Raw genomic sequence first — 23,324 nt, 5'->3', positions numbered from 1 at the left:
AATACTTTTGGGGGTTTTAAAGTGAAAAAGAAATTATTGCTTATATTAGCCTTGTTCCTTAGTACAGCTTTAGTATTAGGTGCTTGTGGTTCCTCTGATCAAGATGATCCATCAGAAGATGCAGGGAGCGACGAAATAGATAACTCAACAGGAGAAACTACAGACTTTTCTGTAGCAATGGTAACTGATATTGGTGGGATAGATGATAAATCCTTCAACCAATCGTCTTGGGAAGGTATTCAGGCATTTGCTGAAACATACGGATTAGAGCGTGGGACAGGCTTTGATTATGCTCAATCTGATAGTGGCTCTGACTATTTACCAAACTTAAATGGTCTTGTTCAACAAGATTACAATTTAATTTACGGAATTGGTTATGAGTTAAAAGCAGCAGTTGAAGAAGTTGCTAAAAACTTCCCTGATACTTATTTTGGTATTGTTGATGATGTTGTTGAAGGAGATAATGTTGTAAGTATTAACTTTTCAGAAGAACAAGGTTCGTTTTTAGTTGGAGTGGTAGCCGCTTTAGCAACAGAAACAAATCAAGTCGGTTTTGTTGGTGGAGTAGATAGCGTTTTAATCAAACGGTTTGAAACAGGTTTTGTAGCAGGGGTTAAATCGGTTAACCCAGAAATAGAAGTAAATATAGATTATGCTGAATCTTTTGCAGATCCAAGTCGTGGACGTGCTATTGCTTCTACAATGTATAGCTCTGGAGTAGATATCATTTACCACGCTTCTGGTGAGACAGGTAATGGTGTATTTACTGAAGCAAAAGATAGAGTTAAGAATGATCCAGATGCAGGTGTTTGGGTAATTGGTGTTGACCGTGATCAGTATGAAGAAGGTCAAATTGGTGACTCTAATGTTACATTGACTTCAATGATTAAGCGAGTAGATATTGCCGTTAGTGATATCGCTGTAATGGCAATGAATGGAGAGTTCCCTGGTGGAGAACGGCTAGTTTTCGGTCTTGAGGATGACGCAATTGGTGTTGCTGATACAAATGAAGAAGCTTTTACAGACGAAATGTCTCAAGCCGTTGATGAATGGATGGTTAAAATTTTAGATGGCGACATCGTAGTCCCGCAAACAGATGATGAATTAGCAGATTTCCTTGAAGCACTATAAATTAAATGAAAGGCTAGTACACTAGACACTAGTTGTTCTAGCCTTTTTCTATCGGTTAACAACCGTAAGTCTTCGCTTGAAAAAAAGCTAGTTAATAAACTGATTTAATAAAATCTTTAAATGAAGGGCAGTAACTCTCCCCCCTTCATTTAATGATTTATTACTATCCGGATCGGAGTGAATGGCTTGGGAAATTATGTGGTTGAGATGCTAGACATCCGTAAAGAATTCCCTGGTATTGTTGCGAATAATAATATAAATTTACAAGTAAAAAAAGGTGAGATACATGCACTTTTAGGTGAAAATGGGGCAGGTAAATCGACATTAATGAATGTTTTGTTCGGATTATATCAACCGGAAAAAGGAGAAATTCGAATTAAAGGTGAGCCAGTAAAGGTTACGGACCCCAATGTTGCGAATCGACTTGGGATTGGTATGGTACACCAACATTTCATGCTTGTTGAGAACTTTACTGTTGCACAAAATATAATGTTAGGCGTAGAACCTACGAAAAAAGGTGTTATTGATATTGATAAAGTTGAACGGGAAGTAGCTGAACTGTCCCGGAAATATGGTTTAAGTGTTGATCCAAAAGCAAAAATCAGTGATATTTCAGTTGGTATGCAACAAAGAGCTGAAATACTAAAAACACTATATCGGGGTGCAGACGTTTTAATTTTAGATGAACCAACTGCCGTCCTCACACCGCAAGAAATTACAGAATTAATGAAAATTTTATGTTCCTTAATTAATGAAGGCATTTCAATTATTTTGATTACTCATAAATTAAAAGAAATTATGGATGTTTGTGATCGTTGTACCGTTATCAGAAAAGGTGAAGGGATTGCTACTGTGAATGTGAACGAAACAACAGCAGATGAACTCGCCGCTTTGATGGTTGGACGTAAAGTTGAATTTAAAATTGAAAAAACTGAAGCTGAACCAAAAGAAGAAGTGCTAACAATTAAAGATTTAAAAGTAAAAGATAGCCGACGTGCACTAATGGTCAAGGGCTTGAATCTATCGGTTAGATCTGGAGAGATTGTTGGTATTGCAGGTATTGACGGAAACGGACAGTCAGAATTGATCGAAGCACTTACAGGTCTACGTAAGGTTGAAAGTGGTCAGATTTTATTGAACCAACAGGAAATAACACACCTATCTACAAGGAAAATTACCGAGGCTGGTGTTGGTCATATCCCACAAGATCGTCATAAATATGGCCTTGTTCTTGATTTCCCAATTGCTGAAAATATGGTGTTACAAACTTATTATCAAAAACCCTTTTCAAAAAATAAAATTATGTCATTTAATAAGATTTATGAATATGGCAAGAAATTAATTCAGGATTATGATGTAAGGACACCAAGCCCGCGAACAAAAGCGCGCGCATTATCCGGAGGTAATCAACAAAAAGCAATTATTGCACGTGAAGTTGATCGATCACCTGATTTATTAATTGCTGCACAACCCACACGTGGATTAGATGTAGGGGCAATTGAAAATATTCATAAACGCTTAATTAGGGAGCGTGATCAAGGTCGGGCTGTTTTACTCTTATCATTTGAATTAGATGAAATTATGAATGTCAGTGACCGCATTGTCATTATGTTTGATGGTAAGATTGTCGCAGATGTTAAACCTTCTGAAACAACAGAGCAAGAACTCGGTTTATTAATGTCAGGTAGTCAGCCTGAAAAGGAGGGTGACATTTAATGTTCTCTAATCGACTTTTTAATCTTTTAGTTCCACTTATCTCAGTTCTTTTAGGATTCTTAGCTGGAGCTATAATTATGTTGATTTTTGGTTATAATCCGATTGCAGGTTACAGTGCTTTAATAAGTGGTGCATTTGGTAACTCTTACGCAATAGGTGAAACAGTCAGACAGATAACACCATTAATGTTAACAGGTATAGGGATTGCATTTGCCTTTCGAACGGGTCTATTTAATATTGGTGCTGAAGGCCAAGTACTCGTTGGTTGGTTAGCTTCTGTGTGGGTTGGAATCTCTTTTGATTTACCTGCTGTTCTTCATATTCCACTAGCATTATTAGCTGCTGCTGTTGCCGGAGCTTTGTGGGCATCAGTTCCTGGAATATTAAAAGCCCTACGAGGTGTTCATGAAGTTGTTATCTCGATTATGATGAATTATATTGCTTTACATACTTGTAATTATATCATCAGAAACTATTTATCAAATAATGGGGATAAATCTGAGGTTATTGCAGAAACAGCTTCGTTGAGAACAACTTGGTTATATGAAAAAATGGGTTATTCACAAATTCACTGGGGTTTTATTATCGCTATAGTTGCTGTCATTGCTATGTGGTTTATTTTAGAAAAAACAACAACCGGTTATGAATTAAGATCAGTTGGTTTCAACCGCCATGCAGCAAATTACGCAGGAATGAATGTTAAGAAAAACATCATAAAATCAATGATGATTTCAGGTGTTTTTGCAGGTTTGGCTGGTGCAATGGAAGGATTAGGGACATTTGGACATATGCATGTTCATGGTAGTTTTACCAACCTCGGTTTTGACGGAATTGCTGTTGCGTTGTTAGGAGCTAATACTGCAATGGGATCCTTTTTCTCTGCGATTCTATTCGGTTCGTTAAAAATGGGGGCATTGAGAATGCCGACTGTTGCTGGTGTTCCATCAGAACTAGTTGAAATCGTTATTGCTTCGATTATATTCTTTATTGCATCAAGCTATATTATCCGCTGGGTACTACTTCGCCTGAAAAAGGAGGAGAATTAAATGTATATCGTTGATTTGTTAGGTATTATTATTCCTATCATGATGTTTTATTCTGCTCCATTAATATTTACTGCCTTAGGTGGTGTATTTAGTGAACGATCAGGAGTGATTAATATTGGACTTGAAGGGCTTATGGTAATAGGAGCTTTTTCAAGTATTGTTTTTAACTTGGCTTATGCGGAAACATTAGGGGCATTAACGCCATGGTTATCGATATTAGTGGGTACAATCATTGGTGGATTGTTCTCAATTATGCACGCAGTAGCTTCTATTTCTTTTCGTGCGGATCAAACCGTTAGTGGTGTAGCAATAAACTTAATGGCTGTTGGTTTAGGTGTCTTTTTAACTCGAGAATTTTATGGTAAAGGTCAAACAGATATGATCACCCAGCCTTTTTATACACAGTCAGTCCCTTTTCTATCAGATATTCCAATTATCGGAGATATCTTCTTTAAAGGTATTTATTACACATCATATATTGCAATTGTGGTTGCAATCATAGCATGGTTTGTTATTTATAAGACTCCGTTTGGTCTGAGATTACGTGCAGTTGGAGAACATCCGATGGCAGCAGACACAAATGGAATTAATGTAACTAAGATACGCTATATTGCAGTTATTTTATCAGGTATATTAGCGGGTATGGGTGGAGCAATCTACGCTCAAACGATTACCTTTAATTTCTCTGGATCAACTATCGTTGGACAAGGATTTATGTCAATTGCTGCAGTTATTTTCGGGAAATGGCATCCGATTGGTGCACTTGGTGCAGCCTTATTCTTTGGCTTTGCTCAAAGTTTAAGTGTAATTGGTGGAACCGTTCCTTTCTTAGCCAATGTACCGAATGTTTATCTTGTCATCGCACCTTATGTGTTAACGATTTTAGCACTTGCAGGTTTTATTGGACGAGCAGATGCACCAAAGGCTAATGGTGTTCCATATATTAAAGGTAGCCGTTAAACTAAACTAGATCGACTGAAATAAACTGGGTAACTTGACAAAGTATAATTTTTCAGGGGATTAACTGACTGTAAGACCTTTATTTCAATCATTTGAAAGAACGATCGGATGGTAGTAGAGGAAGCAACAGTCAGTAAAAGCCAGATTCGTTCAACTCATACTAAGTGGGGAGAGGGGAGCCCCACTTAGCGAAGATTTACTTTATATAATTAAAATGATCTGATTGAGAATCGAAAGTAAGAAATGAATAAAATTGATAAGTCAGTGACAAATAATTGATTTTAACTTGTCCGAATTAGCTGTATGATGCTCTGTTTTAACTTTATGGGAAACTAAGGCTAATAAGAGAAGGCTTAAGGTCCAGTAAAGGTTAAGATCCACTAAATTGAGAATAAATCATCATTGAATATAGCTTTCCTTAACTAGACATAATCCGAACAGATTTTTGATAAATCGTTCGGATTATTCTATAGTTAATCTTTATCGCAGTGTAGCAGTCAGTAAGACTCCTCCTTCATATATTCGAAGGAAACTAAGAAGTGTAAGCGAGAGATCAACTGACAGTAACAGCTTGATTGATTCATTTAATACGCAGTGGAAAAAGAAAGCCCGCTGGGTGTAGCTTCACTTTTAGGTAAAATACATTATGATAAACGTGGCAATTGTTTCCTTCCAGTTTTTAAGGTAAACTATAATGAGCGAGAGAAAGATGGATATAATAAAAATATCTTGTTTATTTATTCTTAGGAGGTATTAAATGATTGATTTAAATGAACGAACAGTTGAAAAAAAAGGCTATAAATTACATATAGTTGAAAATAAAAAATTCAAAACGATCCATATAATTGCTAAATTCCGCTCACAATTATCACGAGAGTCGATAACTAAACGTGCTTTATTACCGTTTGTCCTCCAACAAGGGACAGAGCGATATCCAACTGCTAATGCTTTTCGTCGTGCTTTAGATGATTTATATGGGGCGACATTCTCTATAGACGGTAGCAAAAAAGGAGAACAGCATATTTTAACAGCTCGAATGTCAATAGCTAATCAAGCTTACTTATCAACAGACGAGAATGTCTTACAAGCGGCACTTAAATTTTTTAGTGAGACAATATTTAATCCGAAACAAGAAAATGGAAAATTCGATGCTAATATTGTAGCTAAAGAGAAACAAACATTAAAGCAAAAGATTACTGCTCTCGATGATGATAAAATGCATTATGCAAACACAAGAATGATTGATGAAATGTGTAAAGATGAACCTTACCATCTCCACATTCATGGTTATCCAGAAGATCTTGATGGGATTTCTGAAGAAAATCTATACCAATATTATCTAGAAATGATTGAAGAGGATCCCCTTGACATCTATATTATGGGAGATTTTGAATCAATTGATATAAACCAATTGGTTGGTTCCTTATTTGATCGTAATTTAAAAAAGATTCAAGAACAGGATCATTTAACAGAAGATCCCTTGGTTAAACGTTCAAAGGAAGTTATTGAAGAACAAGATGTCCAACAAGGAAAGTTACATTTAGGTTATCGGACACATACAAAATTTGCTGACCCCGATTATCCTGCGCTTCAAGTATTCAATGCTATTTTTGGTGGTTTTCCAAGTTCCAAATTATTTATCAATGTGCGAGAAAAGAATAGTTTGGCGTATTATGCTGCTTCCCAATTCGAAAGTCATAAAGGTTTATTATTTGTGTTTAGTGGAATTGCCCCACAAGACTTTGAACAAGCGAAGACGATTATTTTAGAACAGATGGATGCGATGAGAAAAGGGGAGTTTACCGAAGACCAAATCTCGGAGGCAAAACGATTAATTATTAATCAATATAAGGAAACACTTGATGATCCTTTTGGCATGATCGAAGTGTTATACAACCAGAGAATAGCTAATTCAAATCGTTCGGTTAGAACATTTATAGAAGAAATTAATCAAGTGGAGAAAGATGAGATTATTAAGATTGCAAATAAGTTAGAATTAGATACGGTTTACTTTTTAACTGCTAAAGGAGGTCAAATGGATGAATAAAACCTATTATGAACAAATAGAAGAGACGGTTTATCGAGATGTTTTACCTAATGGCCTTCAAGTCGTTTTAGTTCCTAAGACTGAAATGGCCCAAACTTATGGTGTATTTACAACGAATTATGGTTCTATTGACCAAACATTTGTACCAATTAATCAACAAGATCTAATTACTGTGCCAGATGGGATCGCTCATTTTCTTGAACACAAATTATTTGAGAAAGAGGATAGAGATGTATTTCAAGATTTCACTAAAATAGGTGCTTCTGCCAATGCCTTTACATCTTTCACGAAGACCGCCTATTTATTTTCAGCAACTTCAGATATTATCGAAAACACAAAAATATTATTAGACTTTGTACAAACGCCTTACTTTTCAGATCAGTCGGTCGAAAAAGAGAAGGGAATTATTGCTCAAGAAATTCAAATGTATGATGATCAACCAGATTGGAGAGCCTTCTTTGGAATCATCGGTGCGATGTATGAGAAACATCCAGTCCGTATTGATATAGCTGGTACGGTTGATTCAATTAATCAAATCACTAAAGAAGATTTGTATACTTGTTATGAAACCTTTTATCATCCTTCTAATATGGTCTTAGTATTGGTTGGAAACTTTGACCCAATGGAATTGTTAGAAGTGATTACAACTAATCAGGCTAGTAAAACTTTTGAGCAAATGCCACCTATTGAAAGACATTATCTAACAGAGCCAGCTCATGTTTATGAGAAAAATGTATCGATTGAGATGCCCGTTGCTGTACCAAAATGTATGGTAGGAATTAAGGAAGTGCCCCAAACTGATAAGGAGTCATTTATTAAGGAAGATCTTCTTGCAGATATGTTGTTAGATCACTTTTATTCCCGCTCTGGTATCTACTATCAAGAACTATATGATCTTGATTTAATTGATGGGAATTTAGGCTTTGAAACCGAACGTCAGAAACAATTTACCTTTTCACTTGTGGGAGGAAATACTGAAAATCCAGATCTATTTGCCCAAAAAGTGAAAGAGCAATTATCTTCATTTAAGGATTATCAATTAGTTAATGAAGATTTTGAGCGGATGAAAAGAAAGATGATCGGTCAACTATTAAGAAGTATGAATCGTGTATCTGACATTGCTAATCAAGTGAGTCATTATCAAATGCTTGATCTAGATTTCTTTAATTTATTACCGACATTAGAGTCTTTAACACTCGAAGAAGCGAATGACTTTTTAAATAATTGGATTAAAGATGATAATGTGGCTGTATTTCAAGTTAAACCGACGCAAGAATAATTAAAATGATTATTCCTTGTTACTTGAATCCATTTATTGCAGTTCAACTGTCAGTAAGATACCCACTTCAAGCATTCTAAGGAAAGTAAGCATGGTAAGTGGGAGATCAACTAATAGTAAGGCTCAATTGGTTCAAGGGTCTTTAGGTTATTCCCTTGCGCTATAAACAAATGTTTTTGCTGGGACGATTAATCGCAAATAATACGTTGGGATGAGTAACCGGAAATGATTTCGGGGCGGGACGAGTAACCACCGTTCCAGTCCCAGTTCCAACGTTTATCCACCCTTTATTCACCTGGACCAGGATTGATTAGGTCGAAAGTATTCACCTATAGTAGAAATCATGGTATTTTCCCTAACTTGATGGTTTATTTTTATCTTCAGTTAGGTCATTGTGAAATTCGTTAAAAATATTGTAACTTTTTTCTCATTGTGAGAGTCTAATAATAGTGTGTTTTAATTATAAAAAGCTACTAGACTTGTAAAAGTATAAAAAAGTTGAAATATTGACCTTATCTCTTTTATAAAAAGCTAAAATCATTTATGATAGAGTTAGCTTAAAAGATGATGTTTTGGTATTGAATTAAGTAAACGGATGGTGTTATAGATGCAAATTGGCGAGAAATTAAAAGAAGCCCGCCTAGAAAAAGGGCTATCTTTAGAAGATATTCAAAAAATGACAAAAATCCAAACTAGGCACTTGAAAGCCATTGAAGAAAACAATTTTTCTCTTATACCTGGGAGCTTTTATGCTCGTGCGTTTATTAAGGAATATGCTAATGTGGTTGGGGTGGATGTAAACGAGCTTTTTGCGGAATATCAAGATGAAATTCCTGTGTCTGACAGTGAAATTGATTATTCACAAATGCAGCGAACAAGACGAAAGACAACATCGACAAAATCATCACCGTTTGCCGCATTACTCCCTACAATTGTTGTCATTGTTCTTATATTAGGTGTGCTATTCTTTATTTATCGATTTGCTTTAGATCAAAATAATCGACAAGATCAGGGACCAGCCAATGAGGTACAAACAGATCAATCAGCGGGAGATGAAGTATCTCTACCGCCGGAAGATGATGGTGAGGATGTTGACCAAGAAGCTACAGATACAGAAGATGAAGATGAAAATGATTCAACTGAAGATCCTATCGAAGAGGACGAATTTGAGTTAGAATTTGTTTCATTTGAAAATAACATCTCTAAATATCAGTTGAATACAAATGAGGATTCATTGGAATTGCTCATTGAGTCATCGGGAAGTAACTGGTTGGAAGTTGAAAATGATGAGAGTGAGCAATTATTTTATGCTACGCTTCAATCTAGTGAATCACCTGTCACATTTGATATTTCAAAGGATGATTATGTTTATTTGAGATTTGGAAATCCCGGAGATATCTCAATATCCATTAATGACACAAAGATAGAATTAGCAGAAGAAATGTCTGCAACCGCGGTACAGGAATTATGGATATATATTAATGAAGACCCAGAATAAACGATTAAATAAACCCCGCTCATCAAGTGATGGGTGGGGTTTACCAATTTATAATTTGAAAGGAAGTTTTTTAATGAATATACCAAATCGAATTACTATATCAAGAATTTTACTCATTCCTATTTTTATTTTAATTCTAACACTCCCATTAGATTGGGGAGAGTGGGTGATCGGGTCTACTACACTACCTATTACCCACTTTGTAGCAGCTTTAATATTTATGCTTGCATCTGGAACAGACTGGCTAGATGGTCATTATGCAAGGAAATATAAATTAGTTACGAATTTAGGTAAATTTTTAGATCCAATGGCTGACAAACTACTAGTAACTGCTGCATTTGTATTGTTAATTGAGCTCAAATTAGTCCCTGCCTGGATAGTGATCATCATACTTTCACGAGAGTTTGCTGTTACAGGTTTAAGACTTGTTGCTGCAGGTGAGGGAATCGTATTAGCGGCAGGGAATATGGGGAAATGGAAAACGACTTTTCAATTAATATCAGTGATTCTTTTATTATTACACAATTTCCCATTCTCCTATCTGGGTTGGCCTCTTGGTTCAATTTGTCTTTATATTGCCCTAATTTTAACTGTTATCTCCGGGGTTGATTATTTTGTTAAAAACTGGCATGTAATGAAGGAGTCTAAGTAATGACAATGATAAAAGCCGAAATTATCGCAGTTGGTACCGAATTGTTACTTGGTCAAATAGCTAATACCAATGGTCAATGGATTTCGCAACAACTTGCTACTAGGGGAATTAGCGTCTATTATCACCATACCGTTGGCGATAATGAAAAACGAATGGAAGCTGTATTTAGACATGCTCTTAGTCGTTCCCAGCTTATTATAATTACTGGCGGCCTTGGACCAACAGATGATGATATCACACGGGAGGTTGTAGCAAAGCTTGTAAAACAGGATTTGGTTGAAAATGAACAGGTTTTGAGGGAGATAAAAGATTACTTTAGACGTTCAAATCGAGTGATGGCCGAAAATAACTTTAAGCAAGCAAAGATTATTAATGGTGCTCAAATTATACCAAATTTGATTGGTACAGCACCTGGTATGATTGTGCCTTATCAAGATGCTCATTTTGTTTTATTGCCTGGCGTACCAAGTGAAATGAAACAAATGATGATTGAGACTGTTTTACCTTATTTTGAGAATTTATATACCTTACATGATGTGATTGTTTCTAAAATGTTACGTTGTGTGGGGATTGGTGAATCTCAGCTTGAAATGAAATTAAAGTCACTAATTACTGCTCAAACCAATCCAACCATTGCACCTTTGGCATCAGATGGCGAAGTAGCTTTACGTTTGACGGCCATGGCAGACTCTACTGATAGAGCCCAATATCTAATTGAACAGAAGGAGAAGGAAATAGAAGCAATTGTTGGTCAATATATTTATGGCTCTGACGATCAAACCTTGAGTGAGGTTGTTGTTCAATTATTGAAAGAGAAAGGCCAATCCATTGCAAGTGCAGAGAGCTTAACTGGTGGACGGTTCGCAGATGCTATTGTCTCTATTTCAGGTGCAAGTCAAGTTTTTAAAGGTGGTATTGTGAGTTATACCCCAGATGCGAAAGAAAATGTTTTAGGAATTAGCCGAGCTACGATTGATCAATATGGCGTTGTAAGTGAACAAACAGCTTATCAGATGGCTAAACAAGCAAAAGAAAAATTTAATACAACGTATGGGATTAGTTTTACCGGTGTGGCAGGACCTGATAAACTTGAAAATAAATCAGTTGGTAGGGTTTATATTTGTTTATATTTATCAAGTCATGACTATCAAATGAAAGTATTTGATTTTCCACAAAACCGTGAAATGATTCGGAATCGTACAGTAAAAAAAGGTCTAGAATTACTTTATGAAAAACTAAAATAATCTTGTTAATAGACTTAGTATTTGGAGAAATCAGATTTATTTTATAAAAAGGGACTCAATAACATTGTCAAAATATAAGAACGTTTATTCGCTTTTTTCCTTGTATATTTTAATGAAAAGGGTTATGATATGTTTAATTGAGTATTGAGGAGGAGTTTGGATGAGTGATCGTGAAAAAGCCTTAGATCAGGCGTTGAAATCGATAGAGAGACAATTTGGAAAAGGTTCAATTATGAAATTAGGTGAGCAAGCTGAGCGGAAAATTGCAACTGTTTCAAGTGGCTCATTAACATTAGATGTAGCTCTAGGTATTGGTGGCTATCCGCGGGGGCGGGTTATTGAAATTTACGGACCAGAATCATCAGGTAAGACAACCGTTTCATTGCATGCGATTGCGGAAGCACAGAAACTAGGAGGTACCGCCGCATTTATTGATGCAGAACATGCTTTAGACCCAGTCTATGCTAGAAATTTAGGAGTAAACACAGATGAACTATTACTCTCACAACCAGATACTGGGGAACAAGCTTTAGAAATTGCTGAGGCTCTAGTTAGAAGTGGCGCTGTAGATATTATTGTTATCGACTCTGTTGCGGCTCTTGTTCCTAAAGCAGAAATTGAAGGAGATATGGGAGACTCACATGTCGGTTTACAGGCGCGATTAATGTCACAAGCATTACGTAAGCTTTCCGGAGCAATCAATAAATCCCAAACAACAGCTATCTTTATTAACCAGATCCGTGAAAAAGTAGGTATTATGTTTGGTAATCCGGAAGTAACACCAGGAGGTCGTGCGTTAAAATTCTACTCATCAATTCGATTAGAAGTTAGACGAGCGGAGGCGATTAAGCAAGGGAACGAAATCGTCGGGAACCGTACGAGAATTAAGGTTGTTAAAAATAAGGTTGCTCCACCATTTAAACAAGCGGAAGTTGATATTATGTATGGTGAAGGAATCTCAAAAGAAGGCGAACTACTTGATATTGCCTCTGAACTAGATATTGTTGAAAAAAGTGGTGCTTGGTACTCTTATCAAGGAGAGCGTCTTGGTCAAGGCCGGGAAAATTCTAAAGCATTTCTTAGAGAAAACCCAAATTTGATTGATGAGATTAACCAAGCGGTAAGAAAACATTATCATTTAGATGGTTTTGAGCAAGATTCTGAAGAAGCCGTAATTGATGAATTAATTCCGGAAGAATAATATCAAATCATAAGACTGGTCTATTTTTGCAACTGCAGTTTAGAACAGTCTTTTATTCTTTCTTTTGGGTCATGATTAAACAATTTTTAAATAGTCTCTTTAGTTTTCTTGACATTGCCTATTTACACCATTAAAATTGATATTGTATAATTATTTTAATTATACTGAAAAATTAATGACGCATTTGAAATAGGTAATACAAAGTACATGCCGACTTAAAATGAGTTAAAAATGAATAGCAAGAGGAGGTGAAACCATGGGTAACGTGGATGTAATCATTTTTATCATCTCCAGTTTAGCTATCCTAATCGTCGGTATTGTTGTTGGCTATCTGATTCGTAAATCGATTGCAGAGAAAAAGATTTCTAGTGCTGAAGAATTAGCGAAACAAATCGTTTCAGAAGGGCATCGAAACGCTGAAGTAGCAAAGAAAGAGGCCCTACTAGAAGCTAAAGATGAAAATCATAAACTTCGTCAGCAGGCTGATGAAGAGCTTCGAGAACGACGTGCTGAATTACAAAAACAAGAAAATAGACTTCTGCAAAAAGAAGAAAACCTTGATCGTAAAGATGAAACGTTGGATAAACGTGAATGGATGCAAGAAAAGAAGGAGACTTTACTAACAGAAAAACAACAACAAATTGAAGAAATGGAAGGCAAAGTAGAAGCTTTGTTGGAAAAGCAGCAAGCTGAACTGGAGCGCATTTCTGGTTATACATCGGAGCAAGCAAAGCAAATTATTTTAGAACGAGTTCAAAAAGAAGTTAATTATGAATCAGCACTTATCATTAAAGAGGCAGAAAACCGAGCAAAAGAAGTAGCAGATAAAAAAGCCAAGGATATCTTATCTTATGCTATGCAACGTTGTGCAGCAGATCATGTTGCTGAAACAACTGTATCCGTAGTAAACCTTCCTAATGATGAAATGAAAGGTCGAATAATTGGACGAGAAGGACGTAATATTCGGACTTTAGAAACATTAACAGGAATTGACTTAATTATTGATGATACTCCTGAAGCTGTTATTTTATCAGGTTTTGATCCGATCCGACGTGAAATAGCCCGACTCGCCTTAGAAAAATTAGTTCAGGACGGAAGAATTCATCCAGCACGAATTGAAGAGATGGTTGAAAAATCAAGGCGTGAGGTCGACGAATATATTCGAGAAGTTGGTGAAGAGACTACTTTTGAAGTAGGTGTTCACGGTTTACATCCTGATTTAATTAAAATTCTTGGTCGCTTAAAATATCGTACAAGCTATGGTCAGAACGTATTAAATCACTCAATAGAAGTTGCCCACTTATCTGGGTTGCTCGCGGCAGAACTTGGACAAGATGTTACATTAGCCAAGCGTGCAGGTCTACTTCATGATATTGGTAAAGCAATTGACCATGAAGTGGAAGGAAGTCATGTTGAGATTGGGAAAGAACTCGCTATCAAGTATAAAGAAAAAGAAATAGTGATAAATGCGATCGCCTCACATCATGGTGATGAAGAACCAACTTCAATAATTGCTGTATTAGTGGCAGCTGCAGATGCTTTATCCGCTGCTCGACCAGGTGCAAGAAGTGAAACATTAGAGAATTATATCAAACGACTTGAGAAATTAGAAGAGATCTCTGAATCCTTTGAAGGTGTTGAGAAATCATTTGCCATTCAAGCAGGTCGTGAAGTCCGAATCATGGTTAAACCAGATGAAATTGATGATTTAGAAGCTATTCGTATTGCGCGAGAGATTCGAAAACGAATTGAAGATGAATTGAATTTCCCTGGACATATTAAAGTAACTGTTATTCGTGAAACAAGAGCTGTTGAGTATGCGAAATAACTCAATATTTTCTGTAAAGTAATTAAAAGAGGGCGCCCGTTAGCACACGGTCGCTCTTTTCTATTTAGCACAGATTAGACTCCCGCTTCGATGATGTTAAGGGAATGATTAGCTGATAAATGAGGATCAAGAAGATCTCCACTAAGTGAAGGTTCATTGTATGCTTTTGACAAGCATTAGATATTGTGTGAAACTATAAGCAAATACTTTATGACTATGTGCATGAGAGTATAAAAATTGTATAAATTGAGGGGTTACAGGATGAGAATTTTATTTATTGGAGATATTGTTGGTTCAATGGGTAGGGAGCAACTGCAAACCTATTTACCAAAACTCAAACAAAAATATCAACCACAGTTAACCATTGTTAATGGAGAAAATGCAGCTGCTGGAAAAGGAATAACGGAGAAAATTTATAAACAGCTTTTGGATTATGGGGCAGACTTCCTAACAATGGGCAATCATACTTTTGATAAGAAAGAAATCTTTGATTTCATTGATGATGCCAAGAAAATGATTCGACCTGCTAATTTTCCTACGGGTACGCCTGGAAAGGGAATCGATTATGTCAATGTTAATGGGGTAGAAATTGCAATTATTAATTTACAAGGTCGAACCTTTCTACCTGCAATCGATGATCCATTTCAAGTAGCTGATCAACTCATTGAAGAAGCAAGCAAACGAACAAAAGTAATTTTTGTTGATTTTCATGCAGAAGCTTCTAGTGAGAAACTTGCATTAGCCTGGTACTTAGATGGTAGAATTAGTGCATTAGTTGGTACACATACACATGTGCAAACTGCGGATAATCGTATTCTTGATCAAGGAACTGCATATATCACAGATGTTGGCATGACAGGCCCATATGACGGGATAATTGGGACAGACCGAGAGGCTGTAATCAAAAGATTTTTAACTCAATTACCAGTTCGTTTTGAGCCAATTAAAAAAGGTAAAGCACAATTAAGTGGTGTAATTATTGATATTGATCAGAAAACAGGTAAAGCTGAGCAAATTAATCGAATTTTAATTACTGAAGACAGCCCTTTTTTTTCCTAAATTTGATCGGAAGTTAGCATATCATTTTTTTACGAGAATATAGTAAAAGTGGTAAGGACTTATGAAATTATAGGAGGTAGCAAAAGTGGATGTATTAAAAGTTTCAGCAAAATCAAACCCAAATTCAGTAGCAGGTGCTTTAGCGAACGTATTACGTGAACGAGGATCGGCAGAAATACAAGCGATTGGTGCAGGTGCACTTAATCAATCTGTTAAGGCGGTTGCGATCGCGCGAGGTTTTGTTGCACCAAGTGGTGTTGATTTGATTTGTATCCCCGCTTTTACAGATATTAAAATTGATAATGAAGAACGAACAGCGATTAAGCTGATTGTTGAACCGAGATGAATAAAGCCTGTCAGTGGAAGGAGTGTCCACTGACAGAAGCCCCATCTTATCCTGTTCTGTGCGATACATAAAACAGGATTTTTTTATCGTAGTGCAACTGTCAGTAAGGGCCCAATAGGTTCAAGGGCCTTTTGGTCCTCCCCTTGTAGTAGAACAAATATCCTCGGTGGGACGAGTAACCGAAGTCCCAGTCCCAGTTCCAACCCCAATCAGTGGAGGATAGGGGAAGGTAAACTAAAACCGCCACGTCCTATAGATCTACACCTCACTGATTGAAGTTTCGCTTTATCTAAAGGAGGAGCTCTATGATCATCGATGCGCATTGTGATTTGCTTTATCAATTATGGCGATATAATTATGATTTGAATAGTAGTGAATGCTTACAATTTGATCTCAATAAGTGGCGGAATAGTCCTGTTCAAATTCAGGCCTTTGCGATTTTTGTTCCTGATTATCTTCCACAACAGAAGCAGTATGACGTTGCTTTACAAATGATTGAGATATTTTATGAACAGTTAATTATTCCAAACCAAGATATCATTCATATTAAATCAAAACAAGATCTTGATCAGTTACAGCCTGATCAATTAGGAGCGATTTTAACTTTAGAAGGCTGTCACCCGATTGGTACAGATTTAAACAAACTTATTAAAATAATTAATTATGGTGTTCGAATGGTTGGCTTAACCTGGAACAATGATAACGCGGTTGCCGATAGCATTATGAGTGCAAAAAGGGGAGGAGTTACTGCTTTTGGGCGTGAGGTCATTCAGGTGTTGAATCAAAAACAAATATGGACTGATGTTTCCCATCTGTCAATTAATGGTTTTTATGATGTGCTTGATCAAGCAAAACATGTTATTGCTTCACATAGCAATGCATTTACCATCTGTCAGCATCGCCGTAATTTAGATGACCAACAAATTAAAGCTCTCGTTGAACGTGATGGGTTGATTGGCCTAACCTTTGTCCCCGAGTTCACTAAATCAAATCAGCCCGTTCATATTAAAGATCTATTTAAGCATATCGATCACTTTATTAACATGGGTGCAGAGAATCATCTTATTTTTGGCTCAGACTTTGATGGAATTACTGAGACAATTGAAGGATTAAGCACTGTCAGCGATTATTACCGATTACAAGAGCAAATGGAAAAACATTACTCTCAATCTATAATAAAAAAAATAGCTAGAGAAAACTTTTTAAAAAGATTTTCCCACCAAAGATAAGTAAAACTTTATTCAGTGATATTTTCCCCATCCCTAAACAAGCATTGGATGAAGGAATCGAGCTTTAGCTGACTGCCAATCCTCGGCTTATTATCTGAAGATTTCACTCTATAATTAAAATCGAGAGTTACGGTCAGTTAATCTGCGATAAAAATGAGCTATTTTCTCCCCAAAATGTTTGCTAACATGTTAAACTGTATGCAGTAGCAATTGTAGGAAAGGAGTTACTTTAATGAACGAAGAACAACGTCTAGAAACAAATCAAATAAAAAATGATCCTCAAGCAAATTTAGATCGCTTAAAAAAGATGGATGCTGATGAATTAATCGGTAAATACTTCCAAGCAACTTATCAACCACCTAATTTAAAGAAAGCTAAAAAACGATTAAAAAAAGATGTAGATATTCATTACGATTATGCTATTCCCGAGGATATGAAAGGAATAGGGCAAGGAAAGAAATTTCTCATCCGTACATATGGTTGCCAGATGAATGAGCATGATAGTGAAGTGATGGCAGGCTTGTTAACTGATTTAGGTTACCAGCCAACGGAAGAAACAACTGAAGCAGATGTGATTTTATTAAATACATGTGCGATTCGGGAAAATGCGGAAAATCGAGTTTTTGGTGAAATTGGTCATTTAAAACCGATTAAGATGGAGAATCCTGATTTAATTATTGGGGTTTGCGGTTGTATGTCTCAGGAAGAATCTGTAGTTAATCGAATTCTTCAAAAGCATCCTTTTGTTGATATGATTTTCGGAACCCATAATATTCATCGTTTACCACAACTTTTAAAAGAGGCGATGTTTAGTAAAGAAATGGTTGTTGAAGTCTGGTCAAAAGAAGGCGATATTATTGAAAACTTACCAAAAGTGCGTAAAGGAAATATCAAGGCTTGGGTAAATATAATGTATGGATGTGATAAATTCTGTACATATTGTATTGTTCCTTATACTAGAGGTAAAGAGAGAAGCCGTTTACCAGAAGATATTATCGAAGAAGTGAGACATTTAGCTGCTCAGGGCTATCAAGAAGTTACCTTACTCGGACAAAATGTTAATGCATATGGGAAAGATTTTGAATTTGAATATGGTTTAGGTGATTTATTAGATGAGTTGAGAAAAATTGATATCCCACGTATTCGATTTACCACTTCGCACCCACGTGATTTTGATGATCGACTAATTGAGGTGCTCGCTAAAGGTGGCAATTTATTAGATCATATTCATTTACCTGTTCAATCAGGAAGCTCTGAAGTTTTACGAGTGATGGCGCGGCGTTATACACGTGAAGACTATTTAGAATTAGTTCGTAAAATCCGTGCGGCAATGCCAAATGCAACTTTAACAACTGATATAATTGTCGGTTTTCCTAATGAAACAGATGAACAATTTGAGGAAACGATGACTTTAATGAAAGAAGTAGGTTTTGAAGCTGCCTATACATTCATCTACTCACCTCGAGAAGGGACTCCAGCAGCACGCTGGGAGGATAACATCCCGATGGAAGTCAAAAAAGAACGATTGCAACGTCTTAATGCTCTTGTTAACGAACAGTCAAAAGCGTCAATGAAAGCATATGAAGGACAGATTGTCGATGTTCTGGTCGAAGGCGAAAGTAAGAAAGATCCTGATGTACTTTCAGGTTATACTGAGCGAAATAAATTAGTAAACTTTAAAGCACCAAAATCTGTAATTGGAAAAATCGTTCCGGTTAAAATAACTAAGGCAAAAACGTGGTCATTGGATGGCGAATTTGTAGAGAATACGGTAGAGGTGTAATAAGCTGTGACTTATTCAAGAGAGGAAATACTTAGTAAAGTAGATGAAATCACAAACCGTTTGGATGAATTAGAAGAGGTTGAACGTTTTAAAGCATTAGAAGCACGATTAAATGATAATCAAAAGGTTAAGGATTTGATTGATCAAATGAAGGGGCTTCAAAAGCAAGCGGTCAATTTACAGGCTTATGGAAAAGTTGAAGCTGTCAAGCACGTCGATGCACAAATTGATGCGATCCAAGCCGAAATTGATGCAATACCAATTGTTGAAGAATTTAAATCTTCCCAAGTTGTAGTTAATGATATGCTCCAATTATTAATCGATAATATTGATAAAAAAGTCGATACAAAATTTAAATCAATTGAATAATTTTTGCAGCAGATTAAGTGGCTGTGAGATCTTGACCCATGATATCAGGTAGAATATCAAATGATAAGTGTGAGATCAACAGTCTGTAAAGGTCTGATTTGTTCATCTAATACTCAGTGGATAGGAGACCGCCCCAACTGTATAGGCTCACTTTATAAAGTTTAGGAAATTAAATAATTAAGAAGAGGCCGGGACAAAGCCTGGCTAAAAATAAAAAGGGAATTCAGTAGATGATTTGCTCCCTGTCTAATTGACAGGGGGCAGTTCAAGACACTGGATTCCTTTTTGATCTCATGATCATTTAAATAGATTTATCACGATTTAAATGGTTTAGAGTAGTCACTCTGTGATTTACACTCTGGATGAACGCCTTCCCTAGATGAATATTTTTGGTGGGACGAGTAACTGAAGTCCCAGTCCCACAGCTTCAACTTTCATTGCTGTTAGGGGAAAACCAAATGATCAAAATTTTGTTTCTACCTCCATGTTGAGCTAAAACCACGATCTGATTCTCAAAAAGTATTTTTATTAGTAGCAGAAAATAGGCACATGCATAGGATGAATTAGATGGTGAATGTCACTTCGCCTAGCGATGTTGCATAAGCTGAATATTAAGAATGGAGGTTATGAAAATATGTCATTTCTTGATCAAGATTATCGGGAAATCATTACAAAAGCTGTAATTGGTAAAGGTCGTAAGTTCACAGAGGATAAACATGTTGTCAATCCAACTCATCAACCTTCCAGCATCTTAGGCTGCTGGATTATTAATCACTTATATAATGCCAAACGAAAGGGAGAAGAGTTTGTTGAAGTAAACGGTAGTTATGATATTAATGTATGGTATTCATATAATGATCATACAAAAACGGAGGTAGTCACTGAACGAGTAAATTATAGTGATCAAATTAAATTATCAGTTAAAGATAAACAAACAGTTGGTAATAAAGTTGATGTCTATGCAAAAGTTCTCCAACAACCCAATTCAACGTCATGTACAATTGATCAGGCAAAACAAAAAATTCAAACAGAAGTTGAACGTGAATTCTTAGTAGAAGTGATAGGGGATACCAAGGTATCAGTTCGTGTCGATCCAACAGGTGGAACTGATGATGATGATTGGGTTGATCAACTAACCGAAGAAGAGTTGATTAATTTAGAGCCAGAATCTACAGATTAAATTTAAAGCGTACAGAAATTCTGTGCGCTTTAAAATTTTCAATTTATTGCTATGATTTTTATGGAAACGGGTCATTGTGTTATAATAAAAAGAATGAATTCACTTGATTAAATGTTTAATAGCATTATATTCTAGCATTAAGCAAAGTGTTAAGGAGATAGATGATGAGTAAATTTACGCCAATGATTGAACAATATTTGAAGATTAAAGCAGAATATCAAGATAGTTTTCTTTTTTTTAGATTAGGAGATTTTTATGAACTATTTTTTGACGATGCAATAAGAGCTTCTCGAGAACTAGAGATTACTTTAACTAGCCGTGATGGCGGTAGTACCGAACGGATTCCGATGTGTGGAGTCCCTCATCATTCTGCAACAAATTACATAAAAAACCTTGTTGAAAAAGGATTTAAAGTAGCCATTTGTGAACAAGTTGAGGATCCAAAGACTGCTAAAGGGGTCGTTAGACGTGAGGTTGTTCAGCTGATCACACCGGGAACGGTCATGGATGGGGTCATGCTGGATGAAAAGGAAAATAATTATTTAGCTAGTCTCACAGCATTTAACCACGATATCTATGGACTCATATATATTGATTTATCAACTGGAGAAACAAGTGGCGCACTTGTAACAACGGGTTGGGACCATGTATTAAGCGAATTATATAACCGACCCGTTCGTGAAATTGTCATTGCTAATAATTTGCCGGAGAGCCAGAAACAGCAATTAATCGATCGTTTATCTGTTACCCTATCTTATTCTGAAGAAACAGATTTATCCGACTCATTCACCCAGCTAATTGAGCATATTGATAATGATAAAATTAAACGAAGCTTTGGACAGCTAGTTAATTATTTACAAAGAACACAACAAAGAGCACTTGAACACTTACAACCCTTACAAATGATCGAACTCAATCATTATCTTGGATTAGATATGTATTCAAAACGTAACCTTGAGCTAACTGAAACGATTATTAAAAAAGGAAAGCAAGGTAGTTTATTATGGGTTCTTGATCAAACAGTGACAGCTATGGGGGCACGTAAACTTAAAAAGTGGCTTGAACGCCCATTATTGAATCGCATTGAATTAGAAAAAAGGTATCAATTTGTTGAAGGTTTTATGGATGATTATATTAAACGAGAAGATTTACGAGAACAACTTAAATCGATTTACGATTTAGAACGTTTATGTGGTCGAGTAGCCTTTGGCAATGTAAATGCCAGAGATTTATTACAGTTGAGAATTTCCTTAACTAAGGTTCCGCAGTTAAAAGAAATTCTTTCAACTTTTAAGGAACCACTATTAGTTCAACTTGGTGAAGGGTTGGACCCTTTAAATGATTTAAAGGATTTGCTTGAAGCAAGTCTAACGGATGATCCACCAATGACAATCAAAGAAGGGAATATAATTCGTGATCAATTTAACGAAGAACTTGATCAACTTCGTGATGCCTCACGAAATGGTAAACAGTGGATTGCTGAATTAGAAAAGAAAGAAAGAGAAGAAACTGGGATTAAATCATTGAAAATAGGTTATAATCGTATATTTGGTTATTATATTGAGGTAACTAAAGCGAATCTACATTTACTACCAGAAGGGAAATATGAACGTAAACAAACCTTATCTAATGCAGAACGCTATATTACTCCGGAATTAAAGGAGAAAGAAAATTTAATTTTAACCGCAGAAGAGAAAAGTATTGATTTAGAATATCAGCTTTTTTTAAAACTTCGCCAACAAGTATTAACCTATATTTCCCGTTTACAAGGATTAGCAGATCAAATTAGTCGAATGGATGTTTTACAGAGTTTTGCAACAATTAGTGAAAAGCAGGGCTATTCTAGACCAGTATTAACAACAAATGGTGAAGTTGAGATTATGAAAGGACGTCATCCAGTAGTTGAGAGGGTCATGAAAGATGCGATGTATGTTCCAAATGATGTTCATCTAGATCAAACGAAACAGATTTTGTTAATTACAGGGCCAAACATGTCTGGTAAGAGTACCTATATGAGACAGGTCGCATTAATCGTGATTATGGCTCAAATTGGTTGTTTTGTTCCAGCAGAACAGGCAAAGTTACCGATCTTTGATAAAATATTCACTCGTATAGGTGCGTCAGATGATTTAGTTTCCGGTCAAAGTACCTTTATGGTTGAAATGTTAGAAACAAAGCATGCCTTAACACAAGCGACAGATAAAAGCTTAATTCTATTGGATGAAATTGGCCGAGGGACAAGCACTTATGATGGAATGGCGCTTGCCCAAGCTATTATTGAGTATATTCATGATCGAGTCGGAGCAAAAACTTTATTTTCAACCCATTATCATGAATTAACAAGCTTAGCTGAACAATTAGACCGTTTAAATAATATCCATGTTCGTGCTGAAGAGCATCAAGGAGAAGTTGTATTTCTACATCAAATTCAAGCAGGACCAGCAGATAAAAGCTATGGTATTCATGTTGCGAAATTAGCAGAGCTACCAGGTCAACTTATTGAGCGCGCAAGTGTTATTTTAAATGAGTTGGAACAAAAACAGACAGATCAGGTTGAACTGCAAGCAAATGTTGATGAGAATGAAACGGATCAATTGAGTTTTTTTGTTAGTGAAACATCAGAAAAACAATCCCCACCAAAGCCATCAGTCGTTGAACAAAAGTTAAAATCACTTAATTTATTGGAACTAACACCAATGGAAGCAATGAATGAACTTTATCGTCTTCAACAAGAACTGAATAAGGAGGGATAAACT

Annotated in this window: 18 protein-coding genes; all 18 read left to right on the top strand. The window is 36.1% G+C overall.

Translation table 11 applies throughout. The features are described from left to right. Positions 1-21 precede the first annotated feature (21 nt). The 18 genes from KQI76_RS07790 to mutS all read left to right on the top strand — a co-directional run bounded on the left by KQI76_RS07790 (position 22) and on the right by mutS (position 23,321). Positions 22-1,131, top strand: a complete 1,110-nt coding sequence (locus tag KQI76_RS07790; RefSeq protein WP_216399766.1) for a BMP family lipoprotein — start codon at positions 22-24, stop codon at positions 1,129-1,131. Positions 1,132-1,338: 207 nt separating this feature from the next. Further along, the gene (locus KQI76_RS07785; RefSeq protein WP_216399774.1) at positions 1,339-2,847 is read left to right on the top strand and encodes an ABC transporter ATP-binding protein; all 1,509 of its coding nucleotides are present in this window, start codon (positions 1,339-1,341) and stop codon (positions 2,845-2,847) included. Next, positions 2,847-3,893, top strand: a complete 1,047-nt coding sequence (locus KQI76_RS07780) for an ABC transporter permease (protein ID WP_216399765.1) — start codon at positions 2,847-2,849, stop codon at positions 3,891-3,893. Before KQI76_RS07785 ends, KQI76_RS07780 begins: the two co-directional genes overlap by 1 nt. Next, positions 3,894-4,853 carry an ABC transporter permease gene (locus tag KQI76_RS07775; RefSeq protein WP_216399764.1) on the top strand — a complete coding sequence of 320 codons (960 nt, stop codon included), beginning with the start codon at positions 3,894-3,896 and terminating at the stop codon, positions 4,851-4,853. It abuts the gene before it with no gap. A gap of 757 nt (positions 4,854-5,610) precedes the next feature. Next, positions 5,611-6,900 (top strand): EF-P 5-aminopentanol modification-associated protein YfmF, encoded by a 1,290-nt coding sequence (yfmF, locus tag KQI76_RS07770; protein WP_216399763.1) that lies wholly within the window; start codon positions 5,611-5,613, stop codon positions 6,898-6,900. Then, positions 6,893-8,179 (top strand): EF-P 5-aminopentanol modification-associated protein YfmH, encoded by a 1,287-nt coding sequence (gene yfmH / locus KQI76_RS07765; RefSeq protein WP_216399762.1) that lies wholly within the window; start codon positions 6,893-6,895, stop codon positions 8,177-8,179. The genes yfmF and yfmH overlap by 8 nt, the downstream gene beginning before the upstream one ends. A 607-nt stretch (positions 8,180-8,786) precedes the next feature. Then, complete coding sequence (locus KQI76_RS07760; protein ID WP_216399761.1) at positions 8,787-9,677, top strand: helix-turn-helix domain-containing protein; 891 nt, start codon at positions 8,787-8,789, stop codon at positions 9,675-9,677. 73 nt (positions 9,678-9,750) lie between these two features. Further along, on the top strand, positions 9,751-10,329 hold the full coding sequence (pgsA, locus tag KQI76_RS07755; protein ID WP_216399760.1) for a CDP-diacylglycerol--glycerol-3-phosphate 3-phosphatidyltransferase: 579 nt from the start codon (positions 9,751-9,753) through the stop codon (positions 10,327-10,329). Further along, entirely contained in the window at positions 10,329-11,573 is a 1,245-nt protein-coding gene (locus tag KQI76_RS07750) for a competence/damage-inducible protein A (RefSeq protein ID WP_216399759.1), read from the top strand. Before pgsA ends, KQI76_RS07750 begins: the two co-directional genes overlap by 1 nt. A 160-nt stretch (positions 11,574-11,733) precedes the next feature. Then, the gene (recA, locus tag KQI76_RS07745) at positions 11,734-12,774 is read left to right on the top strand and encodes a recombinase RecA (RefSeq protein ID WP_216399758.1); all 1,041 of its coding nucleotides are present in this window, start codon (positions 11,734-11,736) and stop codon (positions 12,772-12,774) included. A 256-nt stretch (positions 12,775-13,030) separates the two neighbouring features. Then, entirely contained in the window at positions 13,031-14,602 is a 1,572-nt protein-coding gene (gene rny / locus KQI76_RS07740; protein WP_216399757.1) for a ribonuclease Y, read from the top strand. A 261-nt stretch (positions 14,603-14,863) separates the two neighbouring features. After that, entirely contained in the window at positions 14,864-15,661 is a 798-nt protein-coding gene (locus KQI76_RS07735) for a TIGR00282 family metallophosphoesterase (protein WP_216399756.1), read from the top strand. Between the two features lie 85 nt (positions 15,662-15,746). Then, positions 15,747-16,007, top strand: a complete 261-nt coding sequence (locus KQI76_RS07730; protein ID WP_091497296.1) for a stage V sporulation protein S — start codon at positions 15,747-15,749, stop codon at positions 16,005-16,007. A 305-nt stretch (positions 16,008-16,312) separates the two neighbouring features. Then, positions 16,313-17,236, top strand: a complete 924-nt coding sequence (locus KQI76_RS07725; RefSeq protein WP_216399755.1) for a dipeptidase — start codon at positions 16,313-16,315, stop codon at positions 17,234-17,236. Positions 17,237-17,468: 232 nt separating this feature from the next. Then, complete coding sequence (gene miaB, locus KQI76_RS07720) at positions 17,469-19,019, top strand: tRNA (N6-isopentenyl adenosine(37)-C2)-methylthiotransferase MiaB (protein WP_216399754.1); 1,551 nt, start codon at positions 17,469-17,471, stop codon at positions 19,017-19,019. A 6-nt stretch (positions 19,020-19,025) separates the two neighbouring features. Then, positions 19,026-19,388, top strand: a complete 363-nt coding sequence (locus KQI76_RS07715) for a YlbF/YmcA family competence regulator (protein WP_216399753.1) — start codon at positions 19,026-19,028, stop codon at positions 19,386-19,388. A gap of 634 nt (positions 19,389-20,022) precedes the next feature. Continuing rightward, positions 20,023-20,568, top strand: a complete 546-nt coding sequence (cotE, locus tag KQI76_RS07710; protein WP_216399752.1) for an outer spore coat protein CotE — start codon at positions 20,023-20,025, stop codon at positions 20,566-20,568. Between the two features lie 164 nt (positions 20,569-20,732). Next, complete coding sequence (gene mutS / locus KQI76_RS07705; RefSeq protein WP_216399751.1) at positions 20,733-23,321, top strand: DNA mismatch repair protein MutS; 2,589 nt, start codon at positions 20,733-20,735, stop codon at positions 23,319-23,321. The last annotated feature ends 3 nt before the right edge of the window (positions 23,322-23,324 follow it).

The sequence above is a fragment of the Amphibacillus sp. MSJ-3 genome, assembly GCF_018919165.1.
GTDB lineage: Bacteria > Bacillota > Bacilli > Bacillales > Amphibacillaceae > Amphibacillus.
Note: the sequence above shows the minus strand (reverse complement) of the source record. Positions and strands in the feature narration are given on the sequence as shown.

What these genes read in the sequence shown, in the direction of transcription:
- yfmH (WP_216399762.1), top strand. Translation starts at nt 6,893, where the DNA reads ATGAATAAAACCTATTATGAACAAATAGAAGAGACGGTTTATCGAGAT.
- pgsA (WP_216399760.1), top strand. Translation starts at nt 9,751, where the DNA reads ATGAATATACCAAATCGAATTACTATATCAAGAATTTTACTCATTCCT.
- KQI76_RS07750 (WP_216399759.1), top strand. Translation starts at nt 10,329, where the DNA reads ATGACAATGATAAAAGCCGAAATTATCGCAGTTGGTACCGAATTGTTA.
- KQI76_RS07735 (WP_216399756.1), top strand. Translation starts at nt 14,864, where the DNA reads ATGAGAATTTTATTTATTGGAGATATTGTTGGTTCAATGGGTAGGGAG.
- KQI76_RS07775 (WP_216399764.1), top strand. Translation starts at nt 3,894, where the DNA reads ATGTATATCGTTGATTTGTTAGGTATTATTATTCCTATCATGATGTTT.
- KQI76_RS07785 (WP_216399774.1), top strand. Translation starts at nt 1,339, where the DNA reads ATGCTAGACATCCGTAAAGAATTCCCTGGTATTGTTGCGAATAATAAT.
- KQI76_RS07725 (WP_216399755.1), top strand. Translation starts at nt 16,313, where the DNA reads ATGATCATCGATGCGCATTGTGATTTGCTTTATCAATTATGGCGATAT.
- recA (WP_216399758.1), top strand. Translation starts at nt 11,734, where the DNA reads ATGAGTGATCGTGAAAAAGCCTTAGATCAGGCGTTGAAATCGATAGAG.
- KQI76_RS07760 (WP_216399761.1), top strand. Translation starts at nt 8,787, where the DNA reads ATGCAAATTGGCGAGAAATTAAAAGAAGCCCGCCTAGAAAAAGGGCTA.
- yfmF (WP_216399763.1), top strand. Translation starts at nt 5,611, where the DNA reads ATGATTGATTTAAATGAACGAACAGTTGAAAAAAAAGGCTATAAATTA.
- miaB (WP_216399754.1), top strand. Translation starts at nt 17,469, where the DNA reads ATGAACGAAGAACAACGTCTAGAAACAAATCAAATAAAAAATGATCCT.
- KQI76_RS07780 (WP_216399765.1), top strand. Translation starts at nt 2,847, where the DNA reads ATGTTCTCTAATCGACTTTTTAATCTTTTAGTTCCACTTATCTCAGTT.
- mutS (WP_216399751.1), top strand. Translation starts at nt 20,733, where the DNA reads ATGAGTAAATTTACGCCAATGATTGAACAATATTTGAAGATTAAAGCA.
- rny (WP_216399757.1), top strand. Translation starts at nt 13,031, where the DNA reads ATGGGTAACGTGGATGTAATCATTTTTATCATCTCCAGTTTAGCTATC.
- cotE (WP_216399752.1), top strand. Translation starts at nt 20,023, where the DNA reads ATGTCATTTCTTGATCAAGATTATCGGGAAATCATTACAAAAGCTGTA.